Raw genomic sequence first — 24,310 nt, forward strand, 5'->3', positions numbered from 1 at the left:
CGTTCTCAAGCCCGGCATGCCACGTCCTCGAACACATCGCTCACGAGGAAGGCCTCGTCCGGCACGGTGAAGCTGTCGAGGCCGGCGCCGAAACGGGCGTCGAGATAGGCGTCGGTGCGCGTCTCCATCGCCTTGTCGGATTCCACCGTCAGTTCGAGGGTGCGGCCGCTGCGCCAATTCACGATCTCACCGTCCTCGACGATGACGTGGCCGTCCTTCAGGACGAGGCGGGCGCGGGCGAACATCGCCGTGCGGTTCCTGTCGTCGCGATAGATCGCGACATCGGCCCGCGCGCCCTCGCGTAGGTGACCGCGATCGGCGAGGCCGAGGAGCTTGGCCGGGCCGGAACGGGTCAGCTGGGCGATCTCGGAGAAGGAATATTCCCGCTCGATCCCGCACAGGCCGGAGCGCTCGGCGATGACCTTGTGCAGGCCGGCGATCTCGCGGTCGCGCTCCTCCTTGTCCATCAGCAGGTGGATGATGCGGGGATATTCGGTGAAGGGGCCGCCATTCGGGTGGTCGGTGGTGAGGATGGTGCGCTCGGGGTCCCCCGACAGCAGCATCAGCTCGAGACCGATCGCCCATTGCAGGGAGCTCACCGGGCCGCGCGGCTTGTAGAGGAACGGCACGATGCCGCCGCCTTCCGCGTCGCCCGCCGTGATGATCCACTTCTTCGGGTTGGCGCCCTTGCGACCGGCGAACTGGCGGATCACGTCCAGCGAGATCGTCACCGTCTGGCCGAAGGCGATCTGACCCACGTCGAAGGTGGCGTTGGGGTGGCGCTCCATCGCCTCGGTGATGCGCTCGGCCGCCGAGCGGAAGCCGCCGGTGCCGGGATTGGCCGGATCGACCGCACCGTAGGCGTAGAACTGCGCATGGGCGAAGTGGATGCGGCGTCCCTCCGCCGCCTCCATCGTCGCCACGAAGGAATCGTCGGCGCCGGGAATGCCGAGATTGTTGGCATGGACGTGCAGCGGATGCGGCACGCCGATCTCCTCCACCGCGTCGAGGAGGGCGTTCATGATCTTGCGGGTGGTGAGCCCGTAGACCGGGATCTCCTCGTCGAGGCTGAGGTTGAGCATCCCGTCCTTGAAGGCCGAGGCGCCGCCCGCATTGATGCACTTGACGCCGAGCCCGCGCGATGTCGCCACCGAGAGGGCGACGAGGTCGCGAACCGCCGCCTTGCCCTCGCGCTGGCGCAGCAAGTCGAGGAGCTGGTCGTCGTTGCCCATCACGGTCAGCGCGCCGCGGTCGAGCAACGGGATGTCGGCGAGTTCGAGCTGGGTCGCCAGCGCGTTGGTCGGCGGCATCGCCGGCTCGACGGCGATGGTGTAGCCCATCCGCGCGTAATTCGCGCCGATCCAGGCGGCCGAGCCGCCGGCATGGGCGAAGGGATGGCCCTCGGGCGCGGCCTCGCTGGCATAGAGATCCGGCAGCAGCAGGCGGCTCATCACCACGTTGCCGCCGGCGATGTGCGAATGCACCTCGACGCCGCCCGCCATCACGACGCATCCGCCGGCGTCGATGGTCTTGTCGGGCTTCCGCTCCGACGGCGCGACGACGCGGCCGTACTCGATCCAGACGTCGCCGACGCCGTCGCGATTGGCGGTGGGATCGACGACCCGGCCGCCCTTGATCAGGATCAGCATCAGGCGCCCTTCTTCTGCGTGAGGCGGTCTTGCAAACGATCTTGGATAGCGGCGAGCACTCCGGCCGCCGTCAGGTCCGCCGGCTGGCCGGCGGCAGGCATGTAGGTGATCGCCGCGCGGCGCTCGTTCCACAGGGCGCCTCCGGCCGTCTCGCCGGGCACGCCCACCGCAATAACGATCTCGGCGACGTCGCCGGTGGCATCGGGACTGCCCTCGCCGACGATGGCGATGGTGGGCAGGGTGCCGAGCCAGTCCGGGCGCGGGGCGGGGAGGGAGGCGAGCCACAGGGCGGCATCGGCCTCGCCGGCCGCCACCTGCCGCGCACTGTCGAAGCGCCAGGGATCGTGTTCGGGCAGATCACGGCCGAAGCCGACCCGCGGCGGCTGCCCGGTGGTCCAGGAGGCGAGCTGCGTCACGGCCCGGCCCTGGAACCCGTCGGACACGGAGAGGGCGAAGAAGCGCGTCAGGTCGTTGAGGTCGCGCACCAGCCCCTGCAGCATTTCGACGCCGAGCTCGCCGATCTCGGCGGCATCGTAGAGGACGACGCCGTATTGCGCGGTCGTGAGGCGGCGGGCGAGATCGGCATGGGCCGCCTCGCCGGAGAGGTTGCCCTTCACGTAGGCGCGCAGATGCGCCACCGAGACGGCGAGACCGCCGGTATCGGCGGGGTAGGCCACGTGGCGGGTGGCGCCGTTGCCGGGGCCGCCGAGCGAGAGCAGCGTTCGCTCGGAACCGGCGGCGCGGCCGCGGCTCGGCGCGGAGGCGGCGATCTCCTGTACGATCGGCCGGTCCCAGGGACGGAAGCCGACGATCAGCACGGCATCGGCCCGGCCGATCGCCTCGGCCGGCGTCGTGTTCAGGTTGCCGAACTGGCTGAGAGGTCCGAGCTCCGCATAGAGGCCGTCGCCGCCCAGCGGGTCGACGGAGGCGCCGATGGCGCCGGCCAGATGATAGGCCGCGCGCACCGCGCTGGTATCCGCGCTCAGACCGGTCACGATCGGCGTCTTCGCTGCGGCGAGGAGCGTGGCAGCGGCCTCCACCGCCGCACTCACGTCCGCTGCACCACCCTTTATCCAGGCAGCCATGCCTTCACCTTGGAGAACGAGGGCCCGGCACGCGCTGTATTCAGCGTCGCGCACGGCGGGACTGCGCCAGTCCATTCCTAGTGGGGCGGCACGTTTGCATCGCCGAGGCGCTGCAAGCAAGCCCCAACCTTCTCCCCTCGCGACCCTCGCCCGGACGCGACGGCCTCGCTCGGCGCCGGACCGAATCCGATACTCGTCCCGACGAGCCGGGGTCGTGTCCCATGGCGGGGCCGCATGGATCGGCGCTCCTCGATCCCGGCATTTCAGACGAGCCGGGATGTCAGACGACTCGGGTTGTCCGGCAGCTCGGGACGTCCGGCAACTCTTGCGAGCGGTCGGCCCGCCGTGGGAGAAGCCCGCGAACGACCGATCGTCTCGAGCGCGGTCTTCCATCCCGGCGACGGCCGACGGGATCAGGATGCGCGTGACGCGCTCAGAGGGGGCTTTCCTTGATGAAAGAGATCGCCGTGGACCAGATCCCCGACGAACGGCCCGCAGGACGGGGCTCGACGGTTCCGGGCGCGGTGCGGGTCCGTGCCCCCGCGCGCCTGCATTTCGGCTTCCTCGACCTGCATGGCGGCCTCGGACGTCGGTTCGGCAGCATCGGTCTGGCAGTCGACGCACCCTCCGTGGACCTCACCGCACGGCCGGCGACGAGTCTTCGGGTGACCGGGGCCGAGGCGAAACGCACGCGCGCCTATGCGGAAGCGGCGGCGAGCCATCTCGGGATCGAGAGCCGTGCCGCGATCCAGGTGGACGAGGCCATCCCCGCCCATGCCGGCTTCGGCTCGGGCACGCAGCTCGCCCTCAGCGTCGCCGCGGCGCTCGCCGCCCTCGACGGGCGCGCCTTCTCGCCCGATGCCTTCGCCGACGCCCTCGACCGGGGCAACCGCTCCGGCGTGGGGCTCGCGGCCTTCACCCAGGGCGGCCTCATCGTCGATGGCGGCCGCGACGCCAGCAACGGCCCGCCGCCGCTGATTGCGCGCCTCGCCTATCCGGAGGCGTGGCGCATCCTGCTGATCCTCGACGAGGCCATGACCGGGGTGCATGGCACCCGTGAGGTCGAGGCGTTCCGCGATCTGCCGCGCTTCCCCGAGGCGCAGGCGGCCGAGATCTGCCGGATCGTGCTGATGCAGGTGCTCCCCGCCATCGCCACCGCCGAGGCCGAAGGATTCGGCGCCGGCATCACCACGATCCAGCGGCTGATCGGCGATCATTTCGCGCCCCATCAGGGCGGGCGCTACGCGAGCCCCGCGGTGGCGGAGGCGCTGGCGGCGATCGCCGCGCAGGGGGTCGCCGGCTACGGCCAGAGCTCGTGGGGGCCGACCGGCTTCGCCCTGGTCGCCTCGGAGGCCGAGGCCCTGGCCCTCAAGGCCTCCCTCGAACGCCCCGGTTCCCTGCGCTTCGTGATCGCCCGCGGACGCAACAGCGGCGCCTCGGTGACCCGGCTTTAAGGGAAGCCGGCGCATCAGCGACGCTTGACCATCCCGGCCCAGCCGGCTTTGGAAGAAGACTAGAAAGAAACGAAGCCCCGGAAGAAACCATGCAGGTGACGACCCCGCCAGGGTGTCGGACACCTGCGGAGGGAGAGACACGATGGCCCGCTCGATTCTGCATATGCTCACGCCCCTCAAGCACATGAGCCCGTTCGACGTGAACATGGCCGTGGATGCGGGTTTCGAGACCATCGCGACCTATACCGACGTGACCCTGCCGGACGTGACGTCGCTGGTGCAGGATTCGATCTTCTCCCGCTCCCCGCAGGACGGCACCCGCACGACCATCTTCATCGGCGGCAAGAACGCCGAGGACGCCCTCGACATGGTGGACCGGGCGAAGAAGGCCCTGGTGCCGCCCTTCGCCAACCACATCGTCGCCGATCCCGCCGGCTCCTTCACCACGGGGGCGGCCATGGTCGCGGAGGTGACCCGCGCGCTGAAGTCCAAGTTCGGCACCGACCTGAAGGGCAAGCGCATCGTCATCTTCGGCGGCGCCGGCGTCGTCGCCTACGTGGCGGCGGTGATCGGCGCGCTGGAAGGCGCCAAGACCGTCATCGTCGGCCATGACGGCGAGGAGCGCGTCTCGAAGATCGCCTTCACCATGAAATGGCGCTTCGGCATCGATGTCGGCGCCGTCGACGGCTCCACCGCGGAGGCCCGCTGCGCCGCCATCGCCGAGGCCGACGTGATCCTGTCCGCCGGCCCGGCCGGCATCCCGATCCTGTCGGCCCAGGATCTGGAATGCGCGCCGAACCTCCTCGTCGCCTCCGACGTGAACGCGGTGCCGCCCGCCGGAATCGCCGGAATCGACGTGAACGCCAAGGACGTGGCGCTCCCCACCGGCAAGGGCATCGGCATCGGCGCGCTCGCGGTCGGCAACGTCAAGTACCAGACCCAGTCGCGCCTGTTCCGCCAGATCCTCGAGGCCGACGAGCCGCTCTGCCTCGATTTCCGCGACGCCTACAAGGTCGCCGTCGACGTCGCCGGCTGACGGGCGCTCGCCCGTCCGCTCGATCCCACCCATGACCTCATCCTGAGGTGGGTTGGGAGGAGGGCGAGGGCGTGATCCGAAGCGATCGCCGCGATGGCAGCATCACCCGAATGGTCCCCGCCCCGGGGCGACGCGATCCTCATCGCCGCCCAGTCCGGGCGGGCGCTGGCCCAGGCCGCGCGCCGGGCGGGTCTTCGCCCCTACGTCCTCGACCTCTTCGGCGATGGCGACACGCTCGCCCTCGCCGAAGGCCATCGTCCCGCCCGGGGCCGCTTCGGCGATGGGCTGAGTGGGGAGGGCGTCCTCTCCGGCCTTGATGCCCTCGCCGTCATGGCGAAAACGCCGCCGATCGGGATCGTGCTCGGAAGCGGCTTCGAGAACGCCACGGACCTGATGGAGAGGATCGCCCGGCGCCACAGGCTTCTGGGCGCCGGGCCGGAAACGGTCCGGGCACTCAAGGACCCGCTCGCCTTCGCGGCGCTCTGCGCCCGCCTCGCGATCCCGCATCCGGACGTCACGCGCGAGGCCGTGGCGGAGAGATCGGGATGGCTCCTCAAGCGCGCAGGCGGTTCCGGCGGCAGCCATATCCGACCTGCCGGTGCGGGGAGGGCGCCATCGGGCGCCTATTTCCAGCGCCGGGTCGGCGGCAGGGCCCGCGCCGTCGCCTTCCTCGCCGACGGGCGCGAGGCAACGGTCCTGGCCGTCACCGAGCAATGGAGCGCGCCGTCGCCCCTGCGCCCCTTCCGCTATGCCGGCGCGCTCGAACGCGCGGCCCGCGAGGCGCCGATCCTGCCGGCCTCGACCCTCTCCCAGGTGACGGCGGCCATCGCGGGGATCGTCGCGGAGACCGGACTTCGCGGCCTCGCCAGCGCCGATCTCCTCGTCTCGGACGAGGGCTGGTGGCTCACCGAGATCAACCCGCGCCCGGGAGCCACCCTCGACATCCTCGACCGGCGCGAGACGCCGCTGCTGACCGCGCATATCGATGCGAGCCTCGGCGTTTTGCCGCTCGTCGAAGCCGCACCGGTGGATGCGGCGGCCTCGGAAATCTGTTACGCGGCAGCCGGCTACGCGCCGATGCCGCCCCTCGACTGGCCGGATTTCGTTCGCGACCGCCCACAATCCGGCGCCTGCGTGCCACGCGATGCTCCCCTCTGCACCGTGTTCGCCGCAGGTCCGGACTCGGCCGCCACCCGAGACCTATTGCGCGTCCGGGCCGCCACTCTGCGGACCCTGCTCGCCACGACGGAGGAAGCCAGATGACCACCCATCCCCCCGCCACGCTTCGGACCACGCCGAGCCTGAACGCCCTCGCCAATCCCCTCGTGGAGAAGCTCGTGGCCGATGCCGAGGCCCTGCGCCTCTCCGTCACCACCGAGAACGGCGCGCGCATGGTCGATGCCGGCGCCACCGTGCGCGGCTCCATCGAGGCCGGCCGGCGCATCGCCGAGATCTGCCTCGGCGGCCTCGGCACCGTGTCGATCGCCCCCACCGGCCCGATCGCGGCCTGGCCCTATTCCGTGGTGGTGCATTCCGCCGATCCGGTGCTGGCCTGCCTCGGCAGCCAGTATGCCGGCTGGTCGCTGGCCGACGAGACCGGCGATTCCGGCTTCTTCGCCCTCGGCTCCGGCCCCGGCCGCGCCGTCTCGGTGGTGGAAGACCTCTACAAGGAGCTCGGCTACCGCGACAGCGCCAGCCGGACGGCGCTGGTGCTCGAAGCCGCCGGCGGACCGCCCGCCTCCGTCATCGCCAAGGTCGCCGAGGCCTGCGGCGTGTCGGCGGATGCGCTGACCTTCATCTACGCGCCGACCCAGTCGCTCGCCGGCTCGACCCAGGTCGTCGCCCGCGTGCTGGAGGTCGCCCTGCACAAGGCCCATACCGTGGGCTTCGACCTGCACAAGATCGTGGACGGCATCGGCTCGGCCCCGCTCTCGCCGCAGCATCCCGACTTCATCCAGGCCATGGGCCGCACCAACGACGCCATCATCTATGGCGGCCGGGTGCAGCTCTTCGTCGAGGCCGACGAGGCGGATGCCAAGCAGCTCGCCGAGCAGCTGCCCTCCACCACCTCGGCCGACCACGGCGCTCCCTTCGCCGACATCTTCGGCCGGGTGAACGGCGATTTCTACAAGATCGACGGCGCGCTGTTCAGCCCGGCCGAGGTCATCGTCACCTCGGTGACCACCGGCAAGAGCTTTCGCGGAGGCCGGCTGATGCCGGAGCTGGTGGACGCGTCGTTCAGCTGAGCCACATCACGCGACCCTCCCCCTCTGCGGGGGAGGGTGGTCGCGGAGCGACCGGGAGAGGGAAAGCCCTGTCCGGAACCGGCGCTCCCCTCTCCCGACCCGCTTCGCGGGCCACCCTCTCCCGCAAGGGGGAGAGGGATCGACGTCGAGGTTGCGAACAACATGCGCATCGGGCTCGCGGCCGATAACGGCAACTGGCACAAGGCCCGTCTGAGGGCCGCCCTCGAAAGCCTCGGCGCCGAGCCGGTGCTGTTCTCCCTGGCCGACGTGGCGGTGGTGACCGGCGGCGGCGAACCCCTGCGCGTCCCCGGATTCGAAGACCGGCTGCCCGACGGCGTCCTCCTGCGCACCATCGCCGGCGGCACCTTCGAGGCCACCACCATGCGGCTCGGCGTGCTGCACGCCCTCGTCGCCTCCGGGGTCACGGTGTGGAACTCGCCCGGCGCCATCGAGCGCTCGGTGGACAAGGCGATGACGAGCCTCCTCGTCGCCAGGGCCGGCCTGCCGACCCCCGACACCTTCGTCTTCTCCGGGCGCGACGCGGCGGCGGCCTGCGTCGCCCGCGAGGCGCGCCCCGGTGCGCCACTGGTGCTCAAACCGCTGTTCGGCTCGCAGGGGGAGGGGCTGCAGCTGATCGAACGGCCCGACGACCTGCCCGACGAGGCGGCGGTGTCCCGCGTCTACTACCTGCAGCGCTACATCGCCCGGACCGACGGACTCTGGCGCGATTACCGCGTCTTCGTCTGCGAGGGCAGGGCCATCGCAGCCATGATCCGCGAGGGCGACGGCTGGATCACCAACGTCCATCGCGGGGGCCGTCCGCTGCCCTGGGCGATGCCGGCGAAGGCCGCCGAACTCGCCGAGCGCGCGGCGGCGGCGGTGGGCGTCGATTATACCGGCATCGACCTCGTGGAGGACGGGGAGGGCGGCTATCTCGTCCTCGAGGTCAATTCCATGCCGGCCTGGTCCGGCCTGCAGCAGGTCACCGAGGTGGACATCGCCGGGGCGGTGGCGCGCGGCTTCCTCAACGCCGTGCGGGCGGTCAGACCGCCCCGGCTCGTGGCCGCCCTGGGATGAGCGGCCTCTCGCCGGAGACCATCGCCGAGGCCTATCGGGCGAGCTGTCTCGCCGAACTCGATGCCCTGAAGCCCGGCAACGTCCACGTCTTCGGCGACGGTCACCGCATGGCGGTGTCGGATTTCGTCGCCAGCGCCGACATTTCCGCCCCCCATCTGGCGGCACGAGGGGCGCGGGTCGGTCGGCGCGTGCTCGCCGCCATGGAGGCGACGCTCCACGCGGTGGGCCAGAACACCAATCTCGGCATCCTGCTCCTCTGCGCGCCCCTGGCACTGGCGGCCGAGCGCGGCGGCGGGTTGCGCGCGACCCTGGCCGACATCCTCGACGATCTCGATCCCACGGATGCCGCCGAGGTCTTCGCCGCGATCCGCGCCGCCGATCCGGGCGGCCTCGGCAGGGCCGAGCGCCACGACGTCACCGGGGCGGAGGCACCGGCCTCGCTCCACGCGGCCATGGCGGAGGCCGCCCCGCGCGATCGGATCGCCCGCGCCTACGTCACGGGCTTTGCCGACATCTTCGCCATCGGCCTGCCGGCCCTGGCGGCCGCACGGGACGAGGGGCTCACTCCTCCCTGGAGCACCACGGCCGTGTTCCTCGGCTACCTCGCGTCCGTCCCCGACAGCCACGTGGCACGCAAGCACGGCCCGGAACGCGCCGAATCCCTGCGGGCCGAGGCGGTGGACCTGCTCTCCCTCGATCTCGGGTCGCGCCCCGTCGCCGAACTCCTGGCGCGGGACCGCGCGTGGAAGCGCGAGAATCTCAATCCGGGCACCAGCGCGGACATGACGGTGGCCACCCTCTTCGCCGACCGCCTGCTGGCGCGCGGGGCAGGCCTTCCCTGAATTCGGCGGCCCGGCGATACGTAACACGCGCCTTAATCGGCGTGACGGTAGGTTCAACCCCCCGTTAGGCAAAGATTTTGCACGATTACGCCCCCCCTGCAGGGTTGTTACGGCCGAGGCCCCAGAGTAGGGTCCGCGCCGCGATCCGGGCAAACCGGTCCGGTCTCTATGGGGCTGGACGCCGTGAACAAGGATAGCTGCCGGCCGCGCCCATAAGCTCGGGGGCGGTCACGTCTTTTCAAGACTCCTGGGAGAAACCCCACATGGCGAAGATCAACAAGGTTCTGGTCGGCGAGGCTCTCGTCGGCGACGGCAACGAGGTCGCCCACATCGATCTCATCATCGGACCGCGCGGTTCGCCGGCCGAAGCCGCTTTCTGCAACGGCCTCGTGAACAACAAGCACGGCTTCACCAGCCTGCTCGCGGTCATCGCGCCGAACCTGCCCTGCAAGCCGAACACCCTGATGTTCAACAAGGTCACCATCAACGACGCCCGTCAGGCCGTCCAGATGTTCGGCCCCGCCCAGCACGGCGTTGCCAAGGCCGTGCAGGATTGCGTTGCCGAAGGCACCATCCCGGCCGACGAAGCCGACGACCTGTTCATCCTGGTCGGCGTGTTCATCCACTGGGAAGCGGCCGACGACGCCAAGATCCAGAAGTACAACTACGACGCCGTGAAGCTCTCCATCGAGCGCGCCGTCAAGGGCGAGCCCACCGCTGCCACCGTCACCGAGCAGCGCAACTCCGCTTCGCACCCCTTCGCGTCGAACGCTTAGATCGGGGACAGTCCTGGGCAGAGCGCGCCTCCGCCCGCACCGCGGGGCCTGCTCCAGCGACTGGCTTCCATCTTCCTCGGACGATGAAACATGAAACGGGGCGGCTTCGGCCGCCTCGTTTTTTTATGGCTGATGCGGGTCACCCGCGCAGCGTCCCGTCGTGGATCGCGGAGGCCACCAGCGCCCCGGCGACGCCGATCGCCTGGAGCGCGGCGACATCCTCCGGCCCGCGCACCCCTCCCGCCGCGTAGAGCCGCGTCGCCGGGCTGATCGCCCGGACCTCCGACAGGCGGGACAGATCCGGCCCGGCCCCGGCTCCCACGCGGCTCAGGGTCATCACGATGACCTCGGAGGGCCAGTGCGCCGGCTCGTCGTGCAAGTCCGGCGGCCCCATCCGTTCCGCTCCCCTGGTATCGAGGGAGAAGACCGCGCGATTCCCCAGCGCCTTCACCAGACCGGCATCGTTCTGGCTCTCGCTGCCGATCACCGGGCGCCCCAGCCCCTCCCGCAGGAAGGCATCGACGCCGGAGGCCTTCGCGAACCCCGCATCGACCCAGAAGGCGACGCCCGGGCAGGCGAGCGCGATTCGCCTCAGGCTGTCGAGATCGGGCGGCGTGCCGTCGATGATGGCGTCGAGATCGGCCACGTAGAGGATGCCGGCGGCGGTGGCGTCGATGAGTCCCCGCGCGACGTCCCCGGGCGACGATCCCTTTGCCAAGGGCGTCACGATCGGGGCATAGGAGGCGCGGTCCCCGGCCCTGGCCCGCACCACCTGACCGTGGCGCAGGTCGATCACCGGAACGATCCGAAACCCGTCCTTCATCCCGTTCCTCCCTGTACGGACCTGCCCGTGACGCCTGCCGCATCCACGCACGACCCGGTGATCGGCTGGGATCTCGGAGGGGTCCATGTCAAGGCGGCCCTGGTCCGCGGCGGCCGTGTGGAGGCCGTCGTCCAGGCACCGTGCCGCCTCTGGCGCGGGCTGCCCGCCCTCGACGAGACCTTTTCGCAACTGCCGGACTGGGCGCGCGCGCAGGCCGACCACGTGGTCACCATGACCGGCGAACTCACCGACTGCTTCTCCGACCGCACCGACGGCGTGGCGCAGCTCTCGGCCTGGGCGGAGGCGCATCTCTCCGGTCCGGTGCGGATCTATGGCGGGCGTGCCGGGCTCCTCGCGCCCGACGCGGCGCAGGCATCCGCCCTCGACGTCGCCTCGGCCAATTGGCACGCCACCGCCGCCCTCATCGGCCGCCACGCGGCGAACGCGCTCCTCGTCGATATCGGCTCCACCACCGCCGACCTGATCCCCATCGTCGGAGGCCGCCCGGCGGCAGCCGGCTACAGCGACGCCGAGCGCCTTGAGACGGGCGAGCTCGTCTATTCCGGCGTGGTGCGCACGCCCGTCCTCGCCTTCACCGCCTCGGCACCGTTCAAGGGCAGGCGGACCGGAATGATGGCCGAGACCTTCGCCACCACGGCCGACGTCTACCGCCTCACCGGCGACCTGCCCGAGGGCGCCGACCAGCAGCACAGCGCCGACATGAAGGGCAAGTCGATCCCCGAGACCGAGATCCGCCTCGCCCGGATGATCGGCCGCGACCATGCGGAAGGTACCTCTGCCGATTGGCGGGCGCTCGCGGCGCATTTTTCCGAATGCCAGCTCCGCCCGCTCCACGACGCGGCGGCGATCCTGCTCTCGCGTCCCGACATCGCGGCGGACGCGCCGCTCGTCGTCTGCGGGGCGGGGCGGTTCCTCGCCGAGCGCCTGGCCCGGCGCCTGGGGCGCCCGTCCGTGGCGCTCACCGACCTCATCGCCCCGTTCCTCGCCGAGGACGGTGCCGACTGGGCCTCGACCTGCGGCCCCGCCGTCGCGGTGGCGCTGCTGGTCGCCGATCCCGCCCGACTCCAAGGAGCCCCGAAGGAGACCTCATGAGCGCCACGCACAAACTCGCCCGCATCCTCGCCACCCGCTCCGGTCAGGGGATCGAACTGGCCCTGGCCACGGAGAGCGGCCAGACCCTCAAGGTGCTGGCGAGCCAGGACCAGATCGACATGCTGGTGGACGAGTTGGAGGACATCCTGAATTCGCCCGTCGAGCCCGGCGACGACGAGCCGCCGGCGGCGGCGTGATCGTTCTGTGACCCTTCCCCATGGACCTTGGGCTTGCCGAACCTGATGTGGGGGAAGTGGTCGCGCAGCGACCGAGAGAGGGGACGGCCTCTCTCGCCTACCGCAAGAAGTCCCCGAAGGACCGTGGACCGTCCGGCACGGGGATGTCCTTGAGCGGCTTCAGCGTCGTCGCGTCGATGACGCCGAGCGTGTTGGTGCCCCAGTTCGTCACGTAGATGCGGCTGCCGTCGCGGGAGGCGGCAATGCCCTCCGGGTGGTCGCCGACATCGATGGCGGCGACGTTGGTGAGGGTCTTCAGGTTGAACACCGTGACGGTGTTCGAATACTGGTCGGTGACGAAGCCCCGCGTGTCGGTGAGCGCCACCACATAGGGCCGCTCGCCGGTGGTGACCCGGCCGAATTCGCGGCGCTCGGCCACATCGATGACGGACACGTCGTTCGAGGTGACGTTGGCGGTGTAGGCCCGCGTTCCCGTCGCATCGAGGGTGATCCCGAACGGATGCTCGCCGACGGGAATCTTCACCGTCTCGGTGGCGGTGGCGGCATCGACCACGGAGACGGAATTGCCCTCGCGGTTGGCCACCAGGATCGTGGCGCCGTCGGGCGTCACCGCGATGCCGGACGGCGAAGCGCCGACTTGGATCTCGGTCTCGATCTTGGCACCGTCGGGCGAGATCACGAAAATCCGGCTGCCATACCAGTCGGCGACGTAGACCGCGCCGGATTTCGGGTTGACGGCGATGCCGAGCGGGCCGCCGGGGACGGGAAGGGTGCTCGTCACCGTGCGGGCCTCGAGATCGACGACCGCGATGCCGTGGCCCTCGGGCCGGGTGACGTAGGCCGTCCTGCGATCGGGCGAGAGGGCGATGCCGGCAGGCGCGCCGTCGACCGGAATCTGCGCGACCACCGTGTCGGTGTCGAGATCGACCACGGCGAGGATATTCGCCCCCTGCGCCGTGACGAGGGCTTCCTCGGCGAGGGCCGGGGACGCGGTCAGCGCGAGCGCGAGGGTGGCTGCACGCGCCATCCCGGCAATCCCCTCTCCCCGCCGGCAGGGAGAGGGCCGCGACGGCCCCGTCGTCGGGGCGGCGCGGCGGCGGCCGAAGGTGAGGGGGCGGAGCCGATGGCGTCTCATCCGGAATGCCTCCCTCACCGTCGCCGTGCCTTGGAAAACGCTCCGATCAGGAACCCTTCTCGGCCTTGGCCTTCAGGTTCTCCAGGCCGGCCTTGTAGAGGCCGAGGACGGCGGCCTTCGAGGCGTCGTCGTTCAGGTCCGGCGGCGGATCGTTGTTCATGTAGCCGCGGTAGAACGCACCGCGCCAGGTGACCTTGGTCTTGGCGCCGTCGCCCGAGAGTTCGATGGTCGAGGAATAGTCGTTCACCGGCAGGGTCTTCACGTCGACCTTGTCGATCCGGTACATGTAGGTCTTCTTCTCGGCATCGTACTTGGCGAGCTCTTCCTCGACCGTGGCGCCGCCCTTCAGCGTCAGCACGCGGGTGGCCTTCACGTCGTTGCCGCCCTTGCCCTCGGTCTTCTCGACCACCGGAATCCAGCTGGCATCCTGAAAGTTGCCGACCAGGGCCCAGACCTTGTCGGCCGGAGCATTGATCTCGATGCTCTCGGAGACCTTCTGGCGGGTCGGGCCGTGGGCCTGCGCCGCGTAGGACACCGTAGCGAGCGCCGCCACAGCGGCCAGCGTCTTGAATCTCATCAACCCTGTCTCCTCGGGAACGCACCTTCTAGGGTGCTTGGGGGGCTCGTGCGAGGACCGGCTCGTCGCGCCCGAGGGCGGCGGCGACCTTGTCCTCGATCCAGTCCCAGGCCTCGCGCTCGGCGGGCCCGGCTGTCTTGGATATCGCGATGGCGTGGTAGCGCATCTCCGTCAGGATCTTGTCCGGCTCCAGCATGTGCAGGCGCGTCGACAGGATCGCCGCCTCCAGCACCGCCGCCTGCGCCCGGTTGTAGCCGAAGAACGGCGTGTGGCTGGCGCTGTGTACCATGCGGGCGCGGTAGCGCGGGCGCGTCGCATCGTCCTCCACAGCGATCACCTCGAACTCGGCATGGCCGAAGCTCTCGGCGAGGCGCCGGCCGGAAATGCGGTCGCAGGGCAGGGTCGCCCAGTCGCGCCGCCCGGTCACCGCGCCGGCGATCACCCGCACGTCGCTGGGGCTCGATGCGGCGAAGACCGGGTTGGCGTCGAGGTTGAGGATGGTGGGCGAGGGCCGGAACGGGGCGAGCACCCACGCCTCGCCCTCCTGGATCAGGCCGAAGGGCACGAGGTGGAGGTCGCCGGCGGGCGAGGTCGTGGTGACGATGGTCTCGAGGATCAGCGGCATCGGATCAGGACTCGCCGCCGGGAACGAGGGTGCCGTTCGGGACGAACTTGCCGCAGACGATGCGGCCGCCCTCGTCCGCGAGCGCGTCGTCGCCCCGCGCTCGAGAAGGTTCGACGGTCTCGGGCCTGCCCGCCCCCGCCTCGGGCGACACGGCATCGCGGGTGGCACGCTCGGGCCCATCGGGACCGGAATGCCGCGTATGCCCGGCCTTCTTGAAGGCGGTGGTGTCCTCGACCTCCTCGTCGGCGGCGACGCCCCAGCGCAGGGGCTCGTCCTGGACGTAGCGCTTGCCGAGGCGCCAGGCCGTCTCGGCCTTGGTCAGCTCGCCGCCGAGATAGAAGGCATGGGCGCCGTCGCTGGCGACGTCCAGATCGGGAAAGAAGGCCATCGCGTCGGTGCCGATCGTGTGGACGTCGCGGTTGAAGGCGTGGATGCCGTCCTCGGCCACCGCGATGCGGTAGTTCGGGTCGCGCACCTCCGCCGCCTGGGCCACGATCTCCTCCGGGGTCTGCACGAAGGGGCGCTTGTCGTGCAAGGCCAGCAATTGCCGGCCGTAGCCCTTGGGCAGGGCGGAATCGGCCTTGGCCGCGAACATCACCCGGCGGGCGGCGTCGTGCTCCTCCACCGTACGCCGCGTGTGGTTGGAGACCTGCACGATCAGGACGTTGCGGATCGACAGTTCCGAGCACATGCCGACGAGAAGCGCGGTGACGCCGAGGCTGTCCGCCTCGGTGAGCTCGGTGAGATTGCCGGTGCCCATCATCATCTCGATGCCGGGCCAGCGCTTCCGCGTCTCGTGATAGCGGGTGATCGATTCGACGAAGCCGAAATGGATCGGCTCGAGGATCGGGTCGGCCATGTAGGGCCGGCCGGCCTTCTCCATGCGCTCGATGGCGCGGTCGAGGGAGGGCAGGTCGTCGGGCCGCATCGGCACGAGGATCGGCACCGCATCGGTCTCGAAGGCGAGATCGAGGGTCTCCTCGTTGAGGCTGAGCAGGTAATCGGCCCCGGCCTTCGCCCCACGGGTCAATTCGTCGAGGGAGAAGGAATCGACGCTGACCTTCAGCCCGGCCCCCTTCAAGAGGCGCACGCACTCCTCGAGATGCGGGAACTCGGTGTCGGGCAGGCCGCCGAGATCGATCACGTCGGCGCCCCTCCGCGCCAGATCGAGGCCCTTCGCCAGAATCTGGTCGGGAGTCATCTTCGAGGCGTCGACGATCTCGGAGAAGATGCGCAGATCATGCCGCGAGAGATCGACGGTGCGGCCGGCAAGACCGAGATAGGCCGGCAGGTCCACCACCTCGTCGGGTCCCCGCTCCACCGGCAGGCCGAAATGCGAGGCCAGCGCTTCCGGGTTGGCGCGGCAGCGGCCCGGCAGGACGATGCGGGTGGCCCCCTCGGGGATCGTCACGCGGCGGCGGATGATCTCCTCGGTCATCAGGGCCGCGACCTTCACCCCGGCATCGGCGATGCTCCAGGTGAAGCGCTCGGCCGGCAGGGTGGCGGCGACCTTCTCCAGGCGCGCCTTCGCCATCCGGCCGGTGATGAAGACGAGATGTTCGGGCGCGCTCACGCGGCGGCTCTTACGATGCCGGAACCGGGCCCCCGGATCACGATCTCGCCAGAATAGGCGGCGGCGAAACCGGGAAACCCCGCATCGACCACGCCTGTCCGGGCGAGATCGGACAGGCTCGCGCCCGCCGGTCGGTCCACGGATTTCACCAGGATGCAGCGCGACGCCCGCAATTCGGTGGCGAGCCAGAGGGCGAGACTGTCTGAGGTGACGTCCCAGGATTCGGGGATGGAAGGGTGCCCGTCTTTCAGCGCGACAGGGTCCCAGATGACAGGCGCCTCGGCCGAGCGGGCTTCCATCACGCTGCGCACGATGGCGAGGCGCGGCTCGGCTTCCGAAAGCACCTCCGCCATCCGGCCCATCGCATCGAGGGCGAGGCGGTGGGCGAGGGCGTCGGACAGGCCGAGCCGTCCCTGCGCCGTTCGCACCGCATCGGCGAACGGGCCGCCGCCCGGCACGACGACGCAGCGGCCCTCGTCGCCCTCCGCCAGGGCGGCGAGCAGGCGCCGGAGCCGCGCCGCGTCGGAGACGAGGCTGCCGCCGAGCTTCACGACGGTGAGGGGTGCGCCCGTCACGCCGCGTTCCGCCGGTCGAGCCCGCGAAGGGTGTGTATGGCGAGGGCGACGCGCTCCGGGTCGAGGCCGCGCGTGCGGTCGTTCCCGAAGCAGAGGCCGCCGCGGAACCCGAGATAATCCGGCCGGTGCGCGGACAGGACGGCGATGTCGGCGATCGCCAGCGATCCCGCGAGGCCGGAGAGCAGGCCATGGGCGCGCGCATCGGCGGTGAAGGCCGAGAGGCGAGGGGCGGGCAGCAGGTCGGTGAGGCGCCGGCCATCCTTGGCCGCGGTGTCGATCATCACCCCGGCAAAGCCGGCCTCGGCGAGGCGTCCGACTAGGTTCTCCGGAATCGGCGTTCCGGCGAAGAGGACCGCGATCAGGCGGCCGGGGGCGGCCCGCGCCGCGGCGGCAAGGGCGGCGGCATCGAAATCGGGCCTCACCGCGACCTTGACGTAGCCGATGCCGGTCCCGGCCATCGCCGCGACCAATCCCGGCAGGGCAGCCGCCTCCTGCGGCTCGCCCGCCACCGCGCTGCTCACGGCCCCGCCCGCGATCGCCGCGACGATGGCCCGCACGGTCTCGACGGGGAGCGCACCGAGCGCGCCCCGGTCGGGGTCCTTGGCATCGACGAGATCGGCGCCGGCCCCCGCCGCCATCGCGGCCTCGTCGGCGTCGCGGACGCTGACGAGGAGGCGAGGGCGCGGGAGCGCGTCGGATGGCATCGGCTTCGACACGGAATGCTTCGGCAACAGGAAACTCAGGATCGGTTGGGCAAGGGTTCGGCCAGAAGACGGTTCTTGACCACCCATCGCATGGCATGGGCCCACGTGTCGTCGGTATCGGCCCGGATCACCACCTGTCCACCCCGGACGACCTTGCCGGTCGCGGTATCCGAGATCAGGACGTAGAGATTGAAGATCTGGTTGGAGCCCTTCTCCACGTAACCGTTCACGGCGAGATCGGCTCCGAGCGTCTTGGCGATGGTGGCGGCGCAGCCGTCGCACTTGAACAGCGGCGCCTGCTTGGCGATCTCGGCGGCCTGGGGGGCCACGTCCACGGATTCGATCGCGTCGCCGGCGGTCAGCGCCTTGCGCAGCTCCTCCGTGACCAAGGCGAGACGGCGCGCCTCGTCCGGTCGGGCCTTGCGGCCGCCGACGACGCCGGGATCGTTGAGCTCGACCCCGAAGATCGCCGCCTTCTCCGGAGCGGCGATGGCCGGCCCCGCCAGGGCCGAGGCAAGGACGACGGCGGCACCGAAGGTAGCGGCGCGTCCGGTGGCCGCAGAGAACGTGGCTACGAAGGACATGGCGAAGAAGGACATGGCGAACCTGTGTCACGATCGACCCGGCCTGCGGCTTAGACCGCGCCCGTGCCTTCAAAGTCGAGCTCTGCCCGGATTTGGCAAGCCGTGCAAATGGGCATGCCCCGTAGATTCAGAGATGCGGGCGCATCGAGGGAACGTCGATCCGCCCGCTCTCCGAGCGCACGAGCCTCGCGCCGGACGCGCCGCCGGGCCTTAGCATTTCCTTATGCTTCCGTGATTGAGCGCGTCCACGCAATGTTGTTAGCGTGCCGGCCTCATGAACGCATCGCTCTTCTCCACATCCGCCGCCGTTGCTCTCCTGTTTGGCCTCGGCGGCACGGCGTGCCTCTCACTGCCCGCGGCGGCGCAGGAGCCGGCGGCCTCCGCGCAGGCCGCCGAGGGCTCCTCGGGCGACACCCATATCGGCCTGATCTACTGGCCCGAAATCGCGCCCTCGTCCTACGATGCGGAGGCCGCGCCGGAGGACGAGGGCGTCGCCGGCGCCCGCATGGCGGTCAAGGACAACAATACGACCGGGCGGTTCACCAAGCAGACCTACGCCCTCGACGAGGTCGCCCTCACGGAGGGCAAAAGCGCCGTCGACGCCGCCCGCGACCTCGTGGGCAAGGGGATCCGCTATCTCGTCCTGGCGCTTCCGGCCGACGACGTCCTGGCCGTTGCCGACGCTGTGAAGGGGGAGGGCAAGGGGAACGAGGTGACGATCTTCAACACCGCCGCCCCCGACGACCGCCTGCGCGGCGCCGATTGCCGCAAAAACGTCTTCCACGTCATCCCGAGCCGGGCGATGCAGACGGACGCGCTGGCGCAGTTCTTCACCCTGATGCGCTGGCGCAAGATGTTCCTGATCACCGGCCCCAACGACAACGACCGGCTCTATGCCGATGCGTTCAGGGCCTCGGCGAAAAAGTTCTCCCTGAAGATCACCGCCGAGAAGCCTTGGACCTTCGGGCCGCTGGCCAAGGCCCGCGGCGACACGCCGACCCGCTCGGAGGCGATGGTCTTCACCCGCGGCGTCGATTACGACCTCGCCATCGTCGCCGACGAGGCCAACGATTGGGGCGACTACGTCCCGTTCCGCACCGTCGATCCGCGCCCCGTGGCCGGGACGCAGGGTCTGATCGCGACGACCTGGCACCCGACCCTGGAGACCTGGGGTGCGGCGCAGGCGCAGAACCGCTTCCGGCGCCTCGCAGGCCGGCTGATGCGGCCCCTCGACTACCAGGTCTGGGCGGCGGTGCGCTCCGTGGGCGAGGCCGCGACGCAGAAGAAGACCGCCGACCCGGCCGTGCTCTCGGCCTATTTCGCCGATCCGGCCTTCAGCCTGCCCGCCTACAAGGGCGTCTCGCTGACCTACCGCCCCTGGGACCACCAGCTGCGCCAGCCGATCATCGTGGTGCAGCCCAAAGCCATGGTGACCGTGGCGCCGGAACAGGGATTCACCCATCAGCGCACGCCGCTGGACACCCTCGGGGTCGATCTTCCCGAAACGGCCTGCAAATTTTGACGATCCGCCGGTTTTCCTGAACGCCCTGCGGCAACACGCTTGCGTTCCGCATGCGGGCATGCGCTCCCCGTGGGGACAAACTGCACTATAATCACGGTCAATCGCGCAAAGAAGCGATGCCCAGGGAGAAGACGGAATGAGCCTCGGCTTCAAGGCAGGCGTGTGTGTGGCCGCCCTCGTCGGCGCGACGATGGCGCTGAGCGCATCGGCGCAGGCCTACACGGTCTACGTGACCAACGAGAAGGGCAATACCGTCAGCGTCATCGACACGGCGACCATGGCCGTCACCGGCACCTGGAAGGTCGGCCGGCGCCCGCGCGGGGTGACCACCAGCAAGGACGGCAAGGAGCTGTTCGTCTGCGCCAGCGACGACGACCGCATCGACGTGCTCGACACCGCCACCGGCAAGGTGGTGCGCTCGCTGCGCTCGGGCCCCGATCCGGAGCAGTTCATCCTCGGCCCCGGCGGCAACCCGCTCTACGTCGCCAACGAGGATGACAGCCAGGTCACGGTCATCGACATCGAGAAGAACAAGGTTCTCGCCGAGGTGCCGGTGGGAGTGGAGCCGGAAGGGATGGGCCTGTCGCCGGACGGCAAGATCCTGGTGAACACCTCCGAGACCACCAACATGGCGCATTTCATCGACACCACCACGTTCCAGGTGATCGACAACGTGCTGGTGGATGCCCGTCCGCGCTTCGCCGAATTCACCTCGGACGGCAAGTTCCTCTGGGTCTCGGCCGAAGTGGGGGGCACGATCAGCATCATCGACGTCGCTGCGCGGCGGGTCATCAAGAAGATCACCTTCAAGATCCCGGGCGTGAACGACGAGGCGATCCAGCCGGTGGGGATCCGCATCACCAAGGACGGCACCAAGGCCTTCGCGGCCCTGGGTCCGGCCAACCGCATCGCGGTGATCGACGCCAAGACCTACGAGGTCCAGAAGTACCTCCCCGTGGGCCAGCGCGTGTGGCAGCTCGCCTTCACCCCGGACCAGAAGTTCCTGTTCTCCACCAACGGCTCGTCCAACGACGTCTCGGTGGTGGATGTGGAGGCCGACAAGGTGATCAAGAGCATCCCGGTGGGATTGCTGCCCTGGGGTGTCGCGGTGTCACCGAATTGATTCTTGAGGGGCGTTCGCCGTCCCGCCCTGTTCCTCATCCTGAGGTGCCGGAGCGAAGCGGCGGCCTCGAAGGAGGGCTCCAGAACGCGGCGCGCTCACTGGAGCCCTCCTTCGAGGCCCTGCAGGCGATCGGTGATCGCCTGCAGGGCACCTCAGGATGAGGTGGTGAGTGGAGTGAGCACAGCGGATCCGACGAGACACCGACCGCCGAAGGCGGCGATACGGGAGGACGGAACTATGAAACGGACGACAGCCCTCGCCCTGGCGGCCCTGCTCGCCACCGGGCCGGCCTCGGCCCTCGATCTCACGAAGAAGCGCTCCAACCTGCCCGACCTCGTCCTCGGCAACGAGGAGGGCAACGACTTCGTGGTCGAAAACAAGGAGATCGAGCTCGAATCCGGTAAGGCCTATCGCCTGCGCATCGTCGCCAAGGGCCGGCAGGAATATAAGTTCTACGCCACCGAGTTCTTCCGCAACATCTGGTTCAACCAGATCGTGATCCAGCATCTCGAGATCCACGGCAGCGGACCGCCCGACCATCTCGAATTCGACGATCCGGGCGAGATCGCCATCGAGTTCGTCACGATCAAGCCGGGCGAATACCCGTGGTCGATCCACGGACTCGAGTCCAAGGGCATGACCGGCAAGTTCATCGTCAAGTAAGTCCGTCTCGCAACAGGGTAGGGCACTCGCATGCGTCTCCTCATTCCCGCCGCCGCGCTCTTTCTGACGGCCGGCCCGGCGCTCGCCGACGACAAGGCGGCCTGTGCCGAGGGCATCGCCATGATCAGGGACGCCATCGCCAAGGGCCCATCGGAGGCGGCCGCGCCGAAGCTGAAGAAAGCCCTGCGCGTGGCCGAGCGCGAGCAGGGCGAGGGCGAGTTCGACGAGTGCCTGGACGCCGTCGGCGACGCCAAGCGGGCGATGAAGCCGTGAGCGACGCCGCGGGCGCCAGCGCGGCCCTCGACGTGGCGGGCGTGAGCCATCGCTTCGGCACGCGCGCCGCCCTGTCCGACGTGTCGATCCGGGTGGAGCGAGGGCGGTTCATGGCCCTGCTCGGCCCCAATGGCGCCGGCAAGACCACCCTGTTCTCGGTGATCACCCGGCTCTACGCCAACCAGGACGGACGGGTCTCGATCTTCGGCCACGGCCTCGACCGCGAGCCGTCCCGGGCGCTCGCCCGCCTCGGCGTGGTCTTCCAGGCCCGCACCCTGGACACCGACCTCACCGTCGAGCAGAACCTCCTCTACCATGCCAGCCTGCACGGGATCGCGCGCCGGGCGGCCAAGGCCCGCATCGCGGTGCTGCTCGCCCGCGTCGGCCTGAGCGACCGGCGCGACGACAAGGTCCGCACCCTCTCCGGCGGCCAGTCGCGGCGGATCGAGATCGCCCGCTCCCTGGTGCACGAGCCCAAGCTCCTGCTCCTCGACGAGCCCACCGTCGGCCTCGATCTCGAATCCCGCGCCGATATCGTCGCCATCGTCCGCGCCCTGGTGCGGGAGGAGGGGCTGTCGGTCCTGTGGGCGACCCATATCTTCGAGGAGATCGACGGGGCGGACGATGCCGTCGTGCTCCACAAGGGCCGCATCGTCGCGCGCGGAACCGCCGGCTCCATCGCGCAGGGCGACGAGACCCTGGAGACCGCCTTCCGGCGTTTGGTCGCCGAACCGCCGAGGCAGGCCGCATGAGCGCAATGCCTGAAAACCTCCGATCCCAACCACGACCTCATTCTGAGGTGCTGCGCAGCAGCCTCGAAGGAGGGCTCCAGGGACCGTGGAGCGAACTGGAAGCCTCCTTCGAGGCCTTCGCTGTGCTCCGGCACCTCAGGATGAGGTCGGGGATGGGACGGGCCGATGGGCCTGTATCCCGGCCATCGATGGGTTCCTTCTCATGACAAAGACCGTCGCCACCGCCGCCGCGACGGCTGCGGCCTCGACTGAAAAACCCGTGCCCCATCTCGGGCGCCTCGACGCGGTCGGCTATCTGATCTGCCTCGGCGGCATCGTGCGCCGCGAGCTTCTGCGCTTCTTCAACCAGAAGGAGCGGTTCTTCTCGGCGCTGGTGCGGCCGCTCGTCTGGCTGTTCATCTTCGCGGCGGGATTCCGCAACACGCTGGGCGTCTCGATCGAGCCGCCCTACCAGACCTACGTGCTCTACGAGGTCTACGTGGTGCCGGGCCTCGCCGTGATGATCCAGCTGTTCAACGGCATGCAATCCTCGCTCTCCATGGTCTACGATCGCGAGGTCGGCTCGATGAAGGTGCTGCTGACGAGCCCCTATCCGCGCTGGCTGCTCCTGCTCGCCAAGCTGATCGCCGGTGTCACCGTCTCGGTGGTGCAGGCCTACGCGTTCCTGGCCATCGCCTGGTTCTGGGAGCTCGACATCCCGGCCATCGGCTACGTCGCGGCGCTGCCGGCCTTCATCGCCTCGGGGCTGATGCTCGGCGCCATCGGCCTGCTCCTGTCCTCGATGGTCAAGCAGCTCGAGAACTTCGCCAGCGTGATGAACTTCGTGATCTTCCCGATGTTCTTCGCTTCTTCGGCGCTCTACCCGCTCTGGCGCATCCGCGAGTCGAGCGAGACGCTCTACATGATCTGCATGGCCAATCCCTTCAGCCATGCCGTCCAGCTCGTGCGCTTCGCCCTCTACGGGCAGTTCGAGCCGATCGCCTGCGCCGTCGTCGTGGGCACCACCATCGCCTTCTTCACCCTCGCCGTGATCGCCTACGATCCCGGCCGCGGCATCATGGCCCGGCGCGGCGGACCGGCCGGAGACAATTCATGAGCTTTCGCATGCCCCTCGCCCGCACCCTCCTGCTGGCCGCAACCGCGCTCGGCGTCCTCTCCGGCCAGGCCCTGGCCCAGCCCAAGGCGGACCCAGACTGGCCCTGCGTCCAGCGCAAGGTCTCGACCCTGAGCCCCGGCACGGTCTGGACCGGGCCGGACCTGGAGGCGGCCGGCCCCTGGGGCGACGATTACGAGGCGGCCTCCCTCGCCCAGAAGATCGCCTCGCGCCGGACCGAGCTCGCCGAAGTCGATCCCCTCCTCGACGCGTTCGCCGCCAAGGCCGGCGACGAGAAGGCCAAGCGCCTGACCCGCGTCTTCGCCGGCGTGTTCGAGGTCGTCAACAACGAGCGCAACCGGGTGATCGGCGGCATCGCGCGCTACGCCCAGGGACAGCGGCGGATGGCCGAGCGCATCCGCCAGGAGGCCGACCAGATCAGCTCGGTGAAGGACAGCCCCAGCGCCAACGACGCCCGCGAGATGCCCAAGGAAGCCTCGGAGCTGGAGACGAAGTTCGCCTGGGATCGCCGCATCTTCCAAGAACGCAGCCAGTCCCTGAGCTACGTCTGCGAAGTGCCCACTCTGCTGGAGCAGCGTCTCGGCGAGGTCGCCCGCAAGATCCAGGCTCGCCTCTGAGCCGACATCTCCACCGGGCTTTCGCAGCGCAACGTCCTCTTCAGGCCCGCCGGCTCCTCCGGCGGGCTTTTTACTTGCCTCGGCCGCCCGGGATCGATGGCGCTCGATTCGTTCGACTTGGGTGAAGGTCCGCCACGTCCGAAAGCGCCCATCCAATCCCCGATCCGCGGAAAAC

Annotated in this window: 26 protein-coding genes; 16 read left to right on the forward strand and 10 right to left on the reverse strand. The window is 69.8% G+C overall.

From position 1 onward, the window contains the following. Positions 1 to 5 precede the first annotated feature (5 nt). Both ACFQ4G_RS09975 and ACFQ4G_RS09980 read right to left on the reverse strand, forming a co-directional pair. Entirely contained in the window at positions 6 to 1,649 is a 1,644-nt protein-coding gene (locus ACFQ4G_RS09975; protein ID WP_238202296.1) for a formylmethanofuran dehydrogenase subunit A, read from the reverse strand. Next, positions 1,649 to 2,734: a formyltransferase gene (locus ACFQ4G_RS09980; RefSeq protein WP_238202297.1), complete on the reverse strand. Its 1,086-nt coding sequence runs from the start codon at positions 2,732 to 2,734 to the stop codon at positions 1,649 to 1,651. Before ACFQ4G_RS09980 ends, ACFQ4G_RS09975 begins: the two co-directional genes overlap by 1 nt. A gap of 452 nt (positions 2,735 to 3,186) precedes the next feature. On the opposite strand from ACFQ4G_RS09980, the gene ACFQ4G_RS09985 reads away from it, so the two are divergent. The 7 genes from ACFQ4G_RS09985 to fae all read left to right on the forward strand — a co-directional run bounded on the left by ACFQ4G_RS09985 (position 3,187) and on the right by fae (position 10,165). Continuing rightward, positions 3,187 to 4,188, forward strand: a complete 1,002-nt coding sequence (locus ACFQ4G_RS09985) for a beta-ribofuranosylaminobenzene 5'-phosphate synthase family protein (protein ID WP_238202299.1) — start codon at positions 3,187 to 3,189, stop codon at positions 4,186 to 4,188. A 142-nt stretch (positions 4,189 to 4,330) separates the two neighbouring features. Next, positions 4,331 to 5,224: an NAD(P)-dependent methylenetetrahydromethanopterin dehydrogenase gene (locus ACFQ4G_RS09990; RefSeq protein WP_238202301.1), complete on the forward strand. Its 894-nt coding sequence runs from the start codon at positions 4,331 to 4,333 to the stop codon at positions 5,222 to 5,224. Positions 5,225 to 5,317: 93 nt separating this feature from the next. Continuing rightward, the gene (locus ACFQ4G_RS09995; protein WP_238202307.1) at positions 5,318 to 6,487 is read left to right on the forward strand and encodes an ATP-grasp domain-containing protein; all 1,170 of its coding nucleotides are present in this window, start codon (positions 5,318 to 5,320) and stop codon (positions 6,485 to 6,487) included. Beyond that, positions 6,484 to 7,470 carry a methenyltetrahydromethanopterin cyclohydrolase gene (mch, locus tag ACFQ4G_RS10000; RefSeq protein ID WP_238202308.1) on the forward strand — a complete coding sequence of 329 codons (987 nt, stop codon included), beginning with the start codon at positions 6,484 to 6,486 and terminating at the stop codon, positions 7,468 to 7,470. The genes ACFQ4G_RS09995 and mch overlap by 4 nt, the downstream gene beginning before the upstream one ends. 162 nt (positions 7,471 to 7,632) lie before the next feature. After that, entirely contained in the window at positions 7,633 to 8,547 is a 915-nt protein-coding gene (locus ACFQ4G_RS10005; RefSeq protein ID WP_238202310.1) for an ATP-grasp domain-containing protein, read from the forward strand. Further along, positions 8,544 to 9,389 (forward strand): triphosphoribosyl-dephospho-CoA synthase, encoded by an 846-nt coding sequence (locus ACFQ4G_RS10010; RefSeq protein ID WP_238202313.1) that lies wholly within the window; start codon positions 8,544 to 8,546, stop codon positions 9,387 to 9,389. Before ACFQ4G_RS10005 ends, ACFQ4G_RS10010 begins: the two co-directional genes overlap by 4 nt. Positions 9,390 to 9,652: 263 nt before the next feature. Then, on the forward strand, positions 9,653 to 10,165 hold the full coding sequence (fae, locus tag ACFQ4G_RS10015; protein WP_238202315.1) for a formaldehyde-activating enzyme: 513 nt from the start codon (positions 9,653 to 9,655) through the stop codon (positions 10,163 to 10,165). Between the two features lie 139 nt (positions 10,166 to 10,304). Here the strand turns inward: fae and ACFQ4G_RS10020 are convergent, their stop codons facing one another. Beyond that, positions 10,305 to 10,988 (reverse strand): HisA/HisF-related TIM barrel protein, encoded by a 684-nt coding sequence (locus tag ACFQ4G_RS10020; protein ID WP_238202324.1) that lies wholly within the window; start codon positions 10,986 to 10,988, stop codon positions 10,305 to 10,307. 27 nt (positions 10,989 to 11,015) lie between these two features. Between ACFQ4G_RS10020 and ACFQ4G_RS10025 the strand changes: the two genes are divergently transcribed. Both ACFQ4G_RS10025 and ACFQ4G_RS10030 read left to right on the forward strand, forming a co-directional pair. Beyond that, positions 11,016 to 12,101 carry a hydantoinase/oxoprolinase family protein gene (locus ACFQ4G_RS10025; protein WP_238202326.1) on the forward strand — a complete coding sequence of 362 codons (1,086 nt, stop codon included), beginning with the start codon at positions 11,016 to 11,018 and terminating at the stop codon, positions 12,099 to 12,101. After that, the gene (locus ACFQ4G_RS10030) at positions 12,098 to 12,298 is read left to right on the forward strand and encodes a hypothetical protein (protein WP_238202328.1); all 201 of its coding nucleotides are present in this window, start codon (positions 12,098 to 12,100) and stop codon (positions 12,296 to 12,298) included. Before ACFQ4G_RS10025 ends, ACFQ4G_RS10030 begins: the two co-directional genes overlap by 4 nt. A gap of 97 nt (positions 12,299 to 12,395) precedes the next feature. Here ACFQ4G_RS10030 and ACFQ4G_RS10035 read toward each other — a convergent pair whose 3' ends face one another. The 7 genes from ACFQ4G_RS10035 to ACFQ4G_RS10065 all read right to left on the reverse strand — a co-directional run bounded on the left by ACFQ4G_RS10035 (position 12,396) and on the right by ACFQ4G_RS10065 (position 18,071). After that, on the reverse strand, positions 12,396 to 13,325 hold the full coding sequence (locus tag ACFQ4G_RS10035; RefSeq protein WP_238202330.1) for a virginiamycin B lyase family protein: 930 nt from the start codon (positions 13,323 to 13,325) through the stop codon (positions 12,396 to 12,398). A gap of 154 nt (positions 13,326 to 13,479) precedes the next feature. After that, entirely contained in the window at positions 13,480 to 14,010 is a 531-nt protein-coding gene (locus tag ACFQ4G_RS10040) for an SRPBCC family protein (protein ID WP_238202332.1), read from the reverse strand. Positions 14,011 to 14,038: 28 nt separating this feature from the next. Next, positions 14,039 to 14,635 (reverse strand): DUF447 domain-containing protein, encoded by a 597-nt coding sequence (locus ACFQ4G_RS10045; protein ID WP_238202334.1) that lies wholly within the window; start codon positions 14,633 to 14,635, stop codon positions 14,039 to 14,041. Positions 14,636 to 14,639: 4 nt separating this feature from the next. Beyond that, positions 14,640 to 16,208, reverse strand: coding sequence for a DUF6513 domain-containing protein (locus ACFQ4G_RS10050; RefSeq protein ID WP_238202335.1), 1,569 nt, complete (start codon positions 16,206 to 16,208; stop codon positions 14,640 to 14,642). Then, positions 16,205 to 16,783: an amino acid kinase family protein gene (locus tag ACFQ4G_RS10055; RefSeq protein ID WP_238202337.1), complete on the reverse strand. Its 579-nt coding sequence runs from the start codon at positions 16,781 to 16,783 to the stop codon at positions 16,205 to 16,207. Before ACFQ4G_RS10055 ends, ACFQ4G_RS10050 begins: the two co-directional genes overlap by 4 nt. Continuing rightward, positions 16,780 to 17,487 carry a (5-formylfuran-3-yl)methyl phosphate synthase gene (locus ACFQ4G_RS10060; protein ID WP_238202543.1) on the reverse strand — a complete coding sequence of 236 codons (708 nt, stop codon included), beginning with the start codon at positions 17,485 to 17,487 and terminating at the stop codon, positions 16,780 to 16,782. Before ACFQ4G_RS10060 ends, ACFQ4G_RS10055 begins: the two co-directional genes overlap by 4 nt. A gap of 35 nt (positions 17,488 to 17,522) precedes the next feature. Continuing rightward, positions 17,523 to 18,071 (reverse strand): DUF3280 domain-containing protein, encoded by a 549-nt coding sequence (locus ACFQ4G_RS10065; RefSeq protein WP_238202546.1) that lies wholly within the window; start codon positions 18,069 to 18,071, stop codon positions 17,523 to 17,525. A 274-nt stretch (positions 18,072 to 18,345) separates the two neighbouring features. Here ACFQ4G_RS10065 and ACFQ4G_RS10070 point away from each other — a divergent pair, with 274 nt between their 5' ends. From ACFQ4G_RS10070 to ACFQ4G_RS10100, 7 genes are all read left to right on the forward strand, one after another. Then, the gene (locus ACFQ4G_RS10070) at positions 18,346 to 19,593 is read left to right on the forward strand and encodes an ABC transporter substrate-binding protein (RefSeq protein WP_238202338.1); all 1,248 of its coding nucleotides are present in this window, start codon (positions 18,346 to 18,348) and stop codon (positions 19,591 to 19,593) included. A 136-nt stretch (positions 19,594 to 19,729) separates the two neighbouring features. After that, complete coding sequence (locus ACFQ4G_RS10075; protein ID WP_238202339.1) at positions 19,730 to 20,716, forward strand: YVTN family beta-propeller repeat protein; 987 nt, start codon at positions 19,730 to 19,732, stop codon at positions 20,714 to 20,716. 237 nt (positions 20,717 to 20,953) lie between these two features. Continuing rightward, a complete protein-coding gene (locus tag ACFQ4G_RS10080) occupies positions 20,954 to 21,379 on the forward strand; it encodes a hypothetical protein (RefSeq protein ID WP_238202342.1) in 426 nt (141 codons plus the stop codon). A 30-nt stretch (positions 21,380 to 21,409) separates the two neighbouring features. After that, positions 21,410 to 21,652 (forward strand): hypothetical protein, encoded by a 243-nt coding sequence (locus tag ACFQ4G_RS10085; RefSeq protein WP_238202343.1) that lies wholly within the window; start codon positions 21,410 to 21,412, stop codon positions 21,650 to 21,652. Continuing rightward, positions 21,649 to 22,404, forward strand: a complete 756-nt coding sequence (locus ACFQ4G_RS10090; RefSeq protein WP_238202345.1) for an ABC transporter ATP-binding protein — start codon at positions 21,649 to 21,651, stop codon at positions 22,402 to 22,404. Before ACFQ4G_RS10085 ends, ACFQ4G_RS10090 begins: the two co-directional genes overlap by 4 nt. Before the next feature lie 202 nt (positions 22,405 to 22,606). Further along, a complete protein-coding gene (locus ACFQ4G_RS10095; RefSeq protein WP_238202347.1) occupies positions 22,607 to 23,500 on the forward strand; it encodes an ABC transporter permease in 894 nt (297 codons plus the stop codon). An 8-nt stretch (positions 23,501 to 23,508) separates the two neighbouring features. After that, the gene (locus ACFQ4G_RS10100; RefSeq protein WP_238202549.1) at positions 23,509 to 24,135 is read left to right on the forward strand and encodes a hypothetical protein; all 627 of its coding nucleotides are present in this window, start codon (positions 23,509 to 23,511) and stop codon (positions 24,133 to 24,135) included. Positions 24,136 to 24,310 lie beyond the last annotated feature (175 nt).

The organism is Methylobacterium marchantiae (genome assembly GCF_042679825.1).
GTDB classification, from domain to species: Bacteria; Pseudomonadota; Alphaproteobacteria; order Rhizobiales; family Beijerinckiaceae; genus Methylobacterium; species Methylobacterium marchantiae.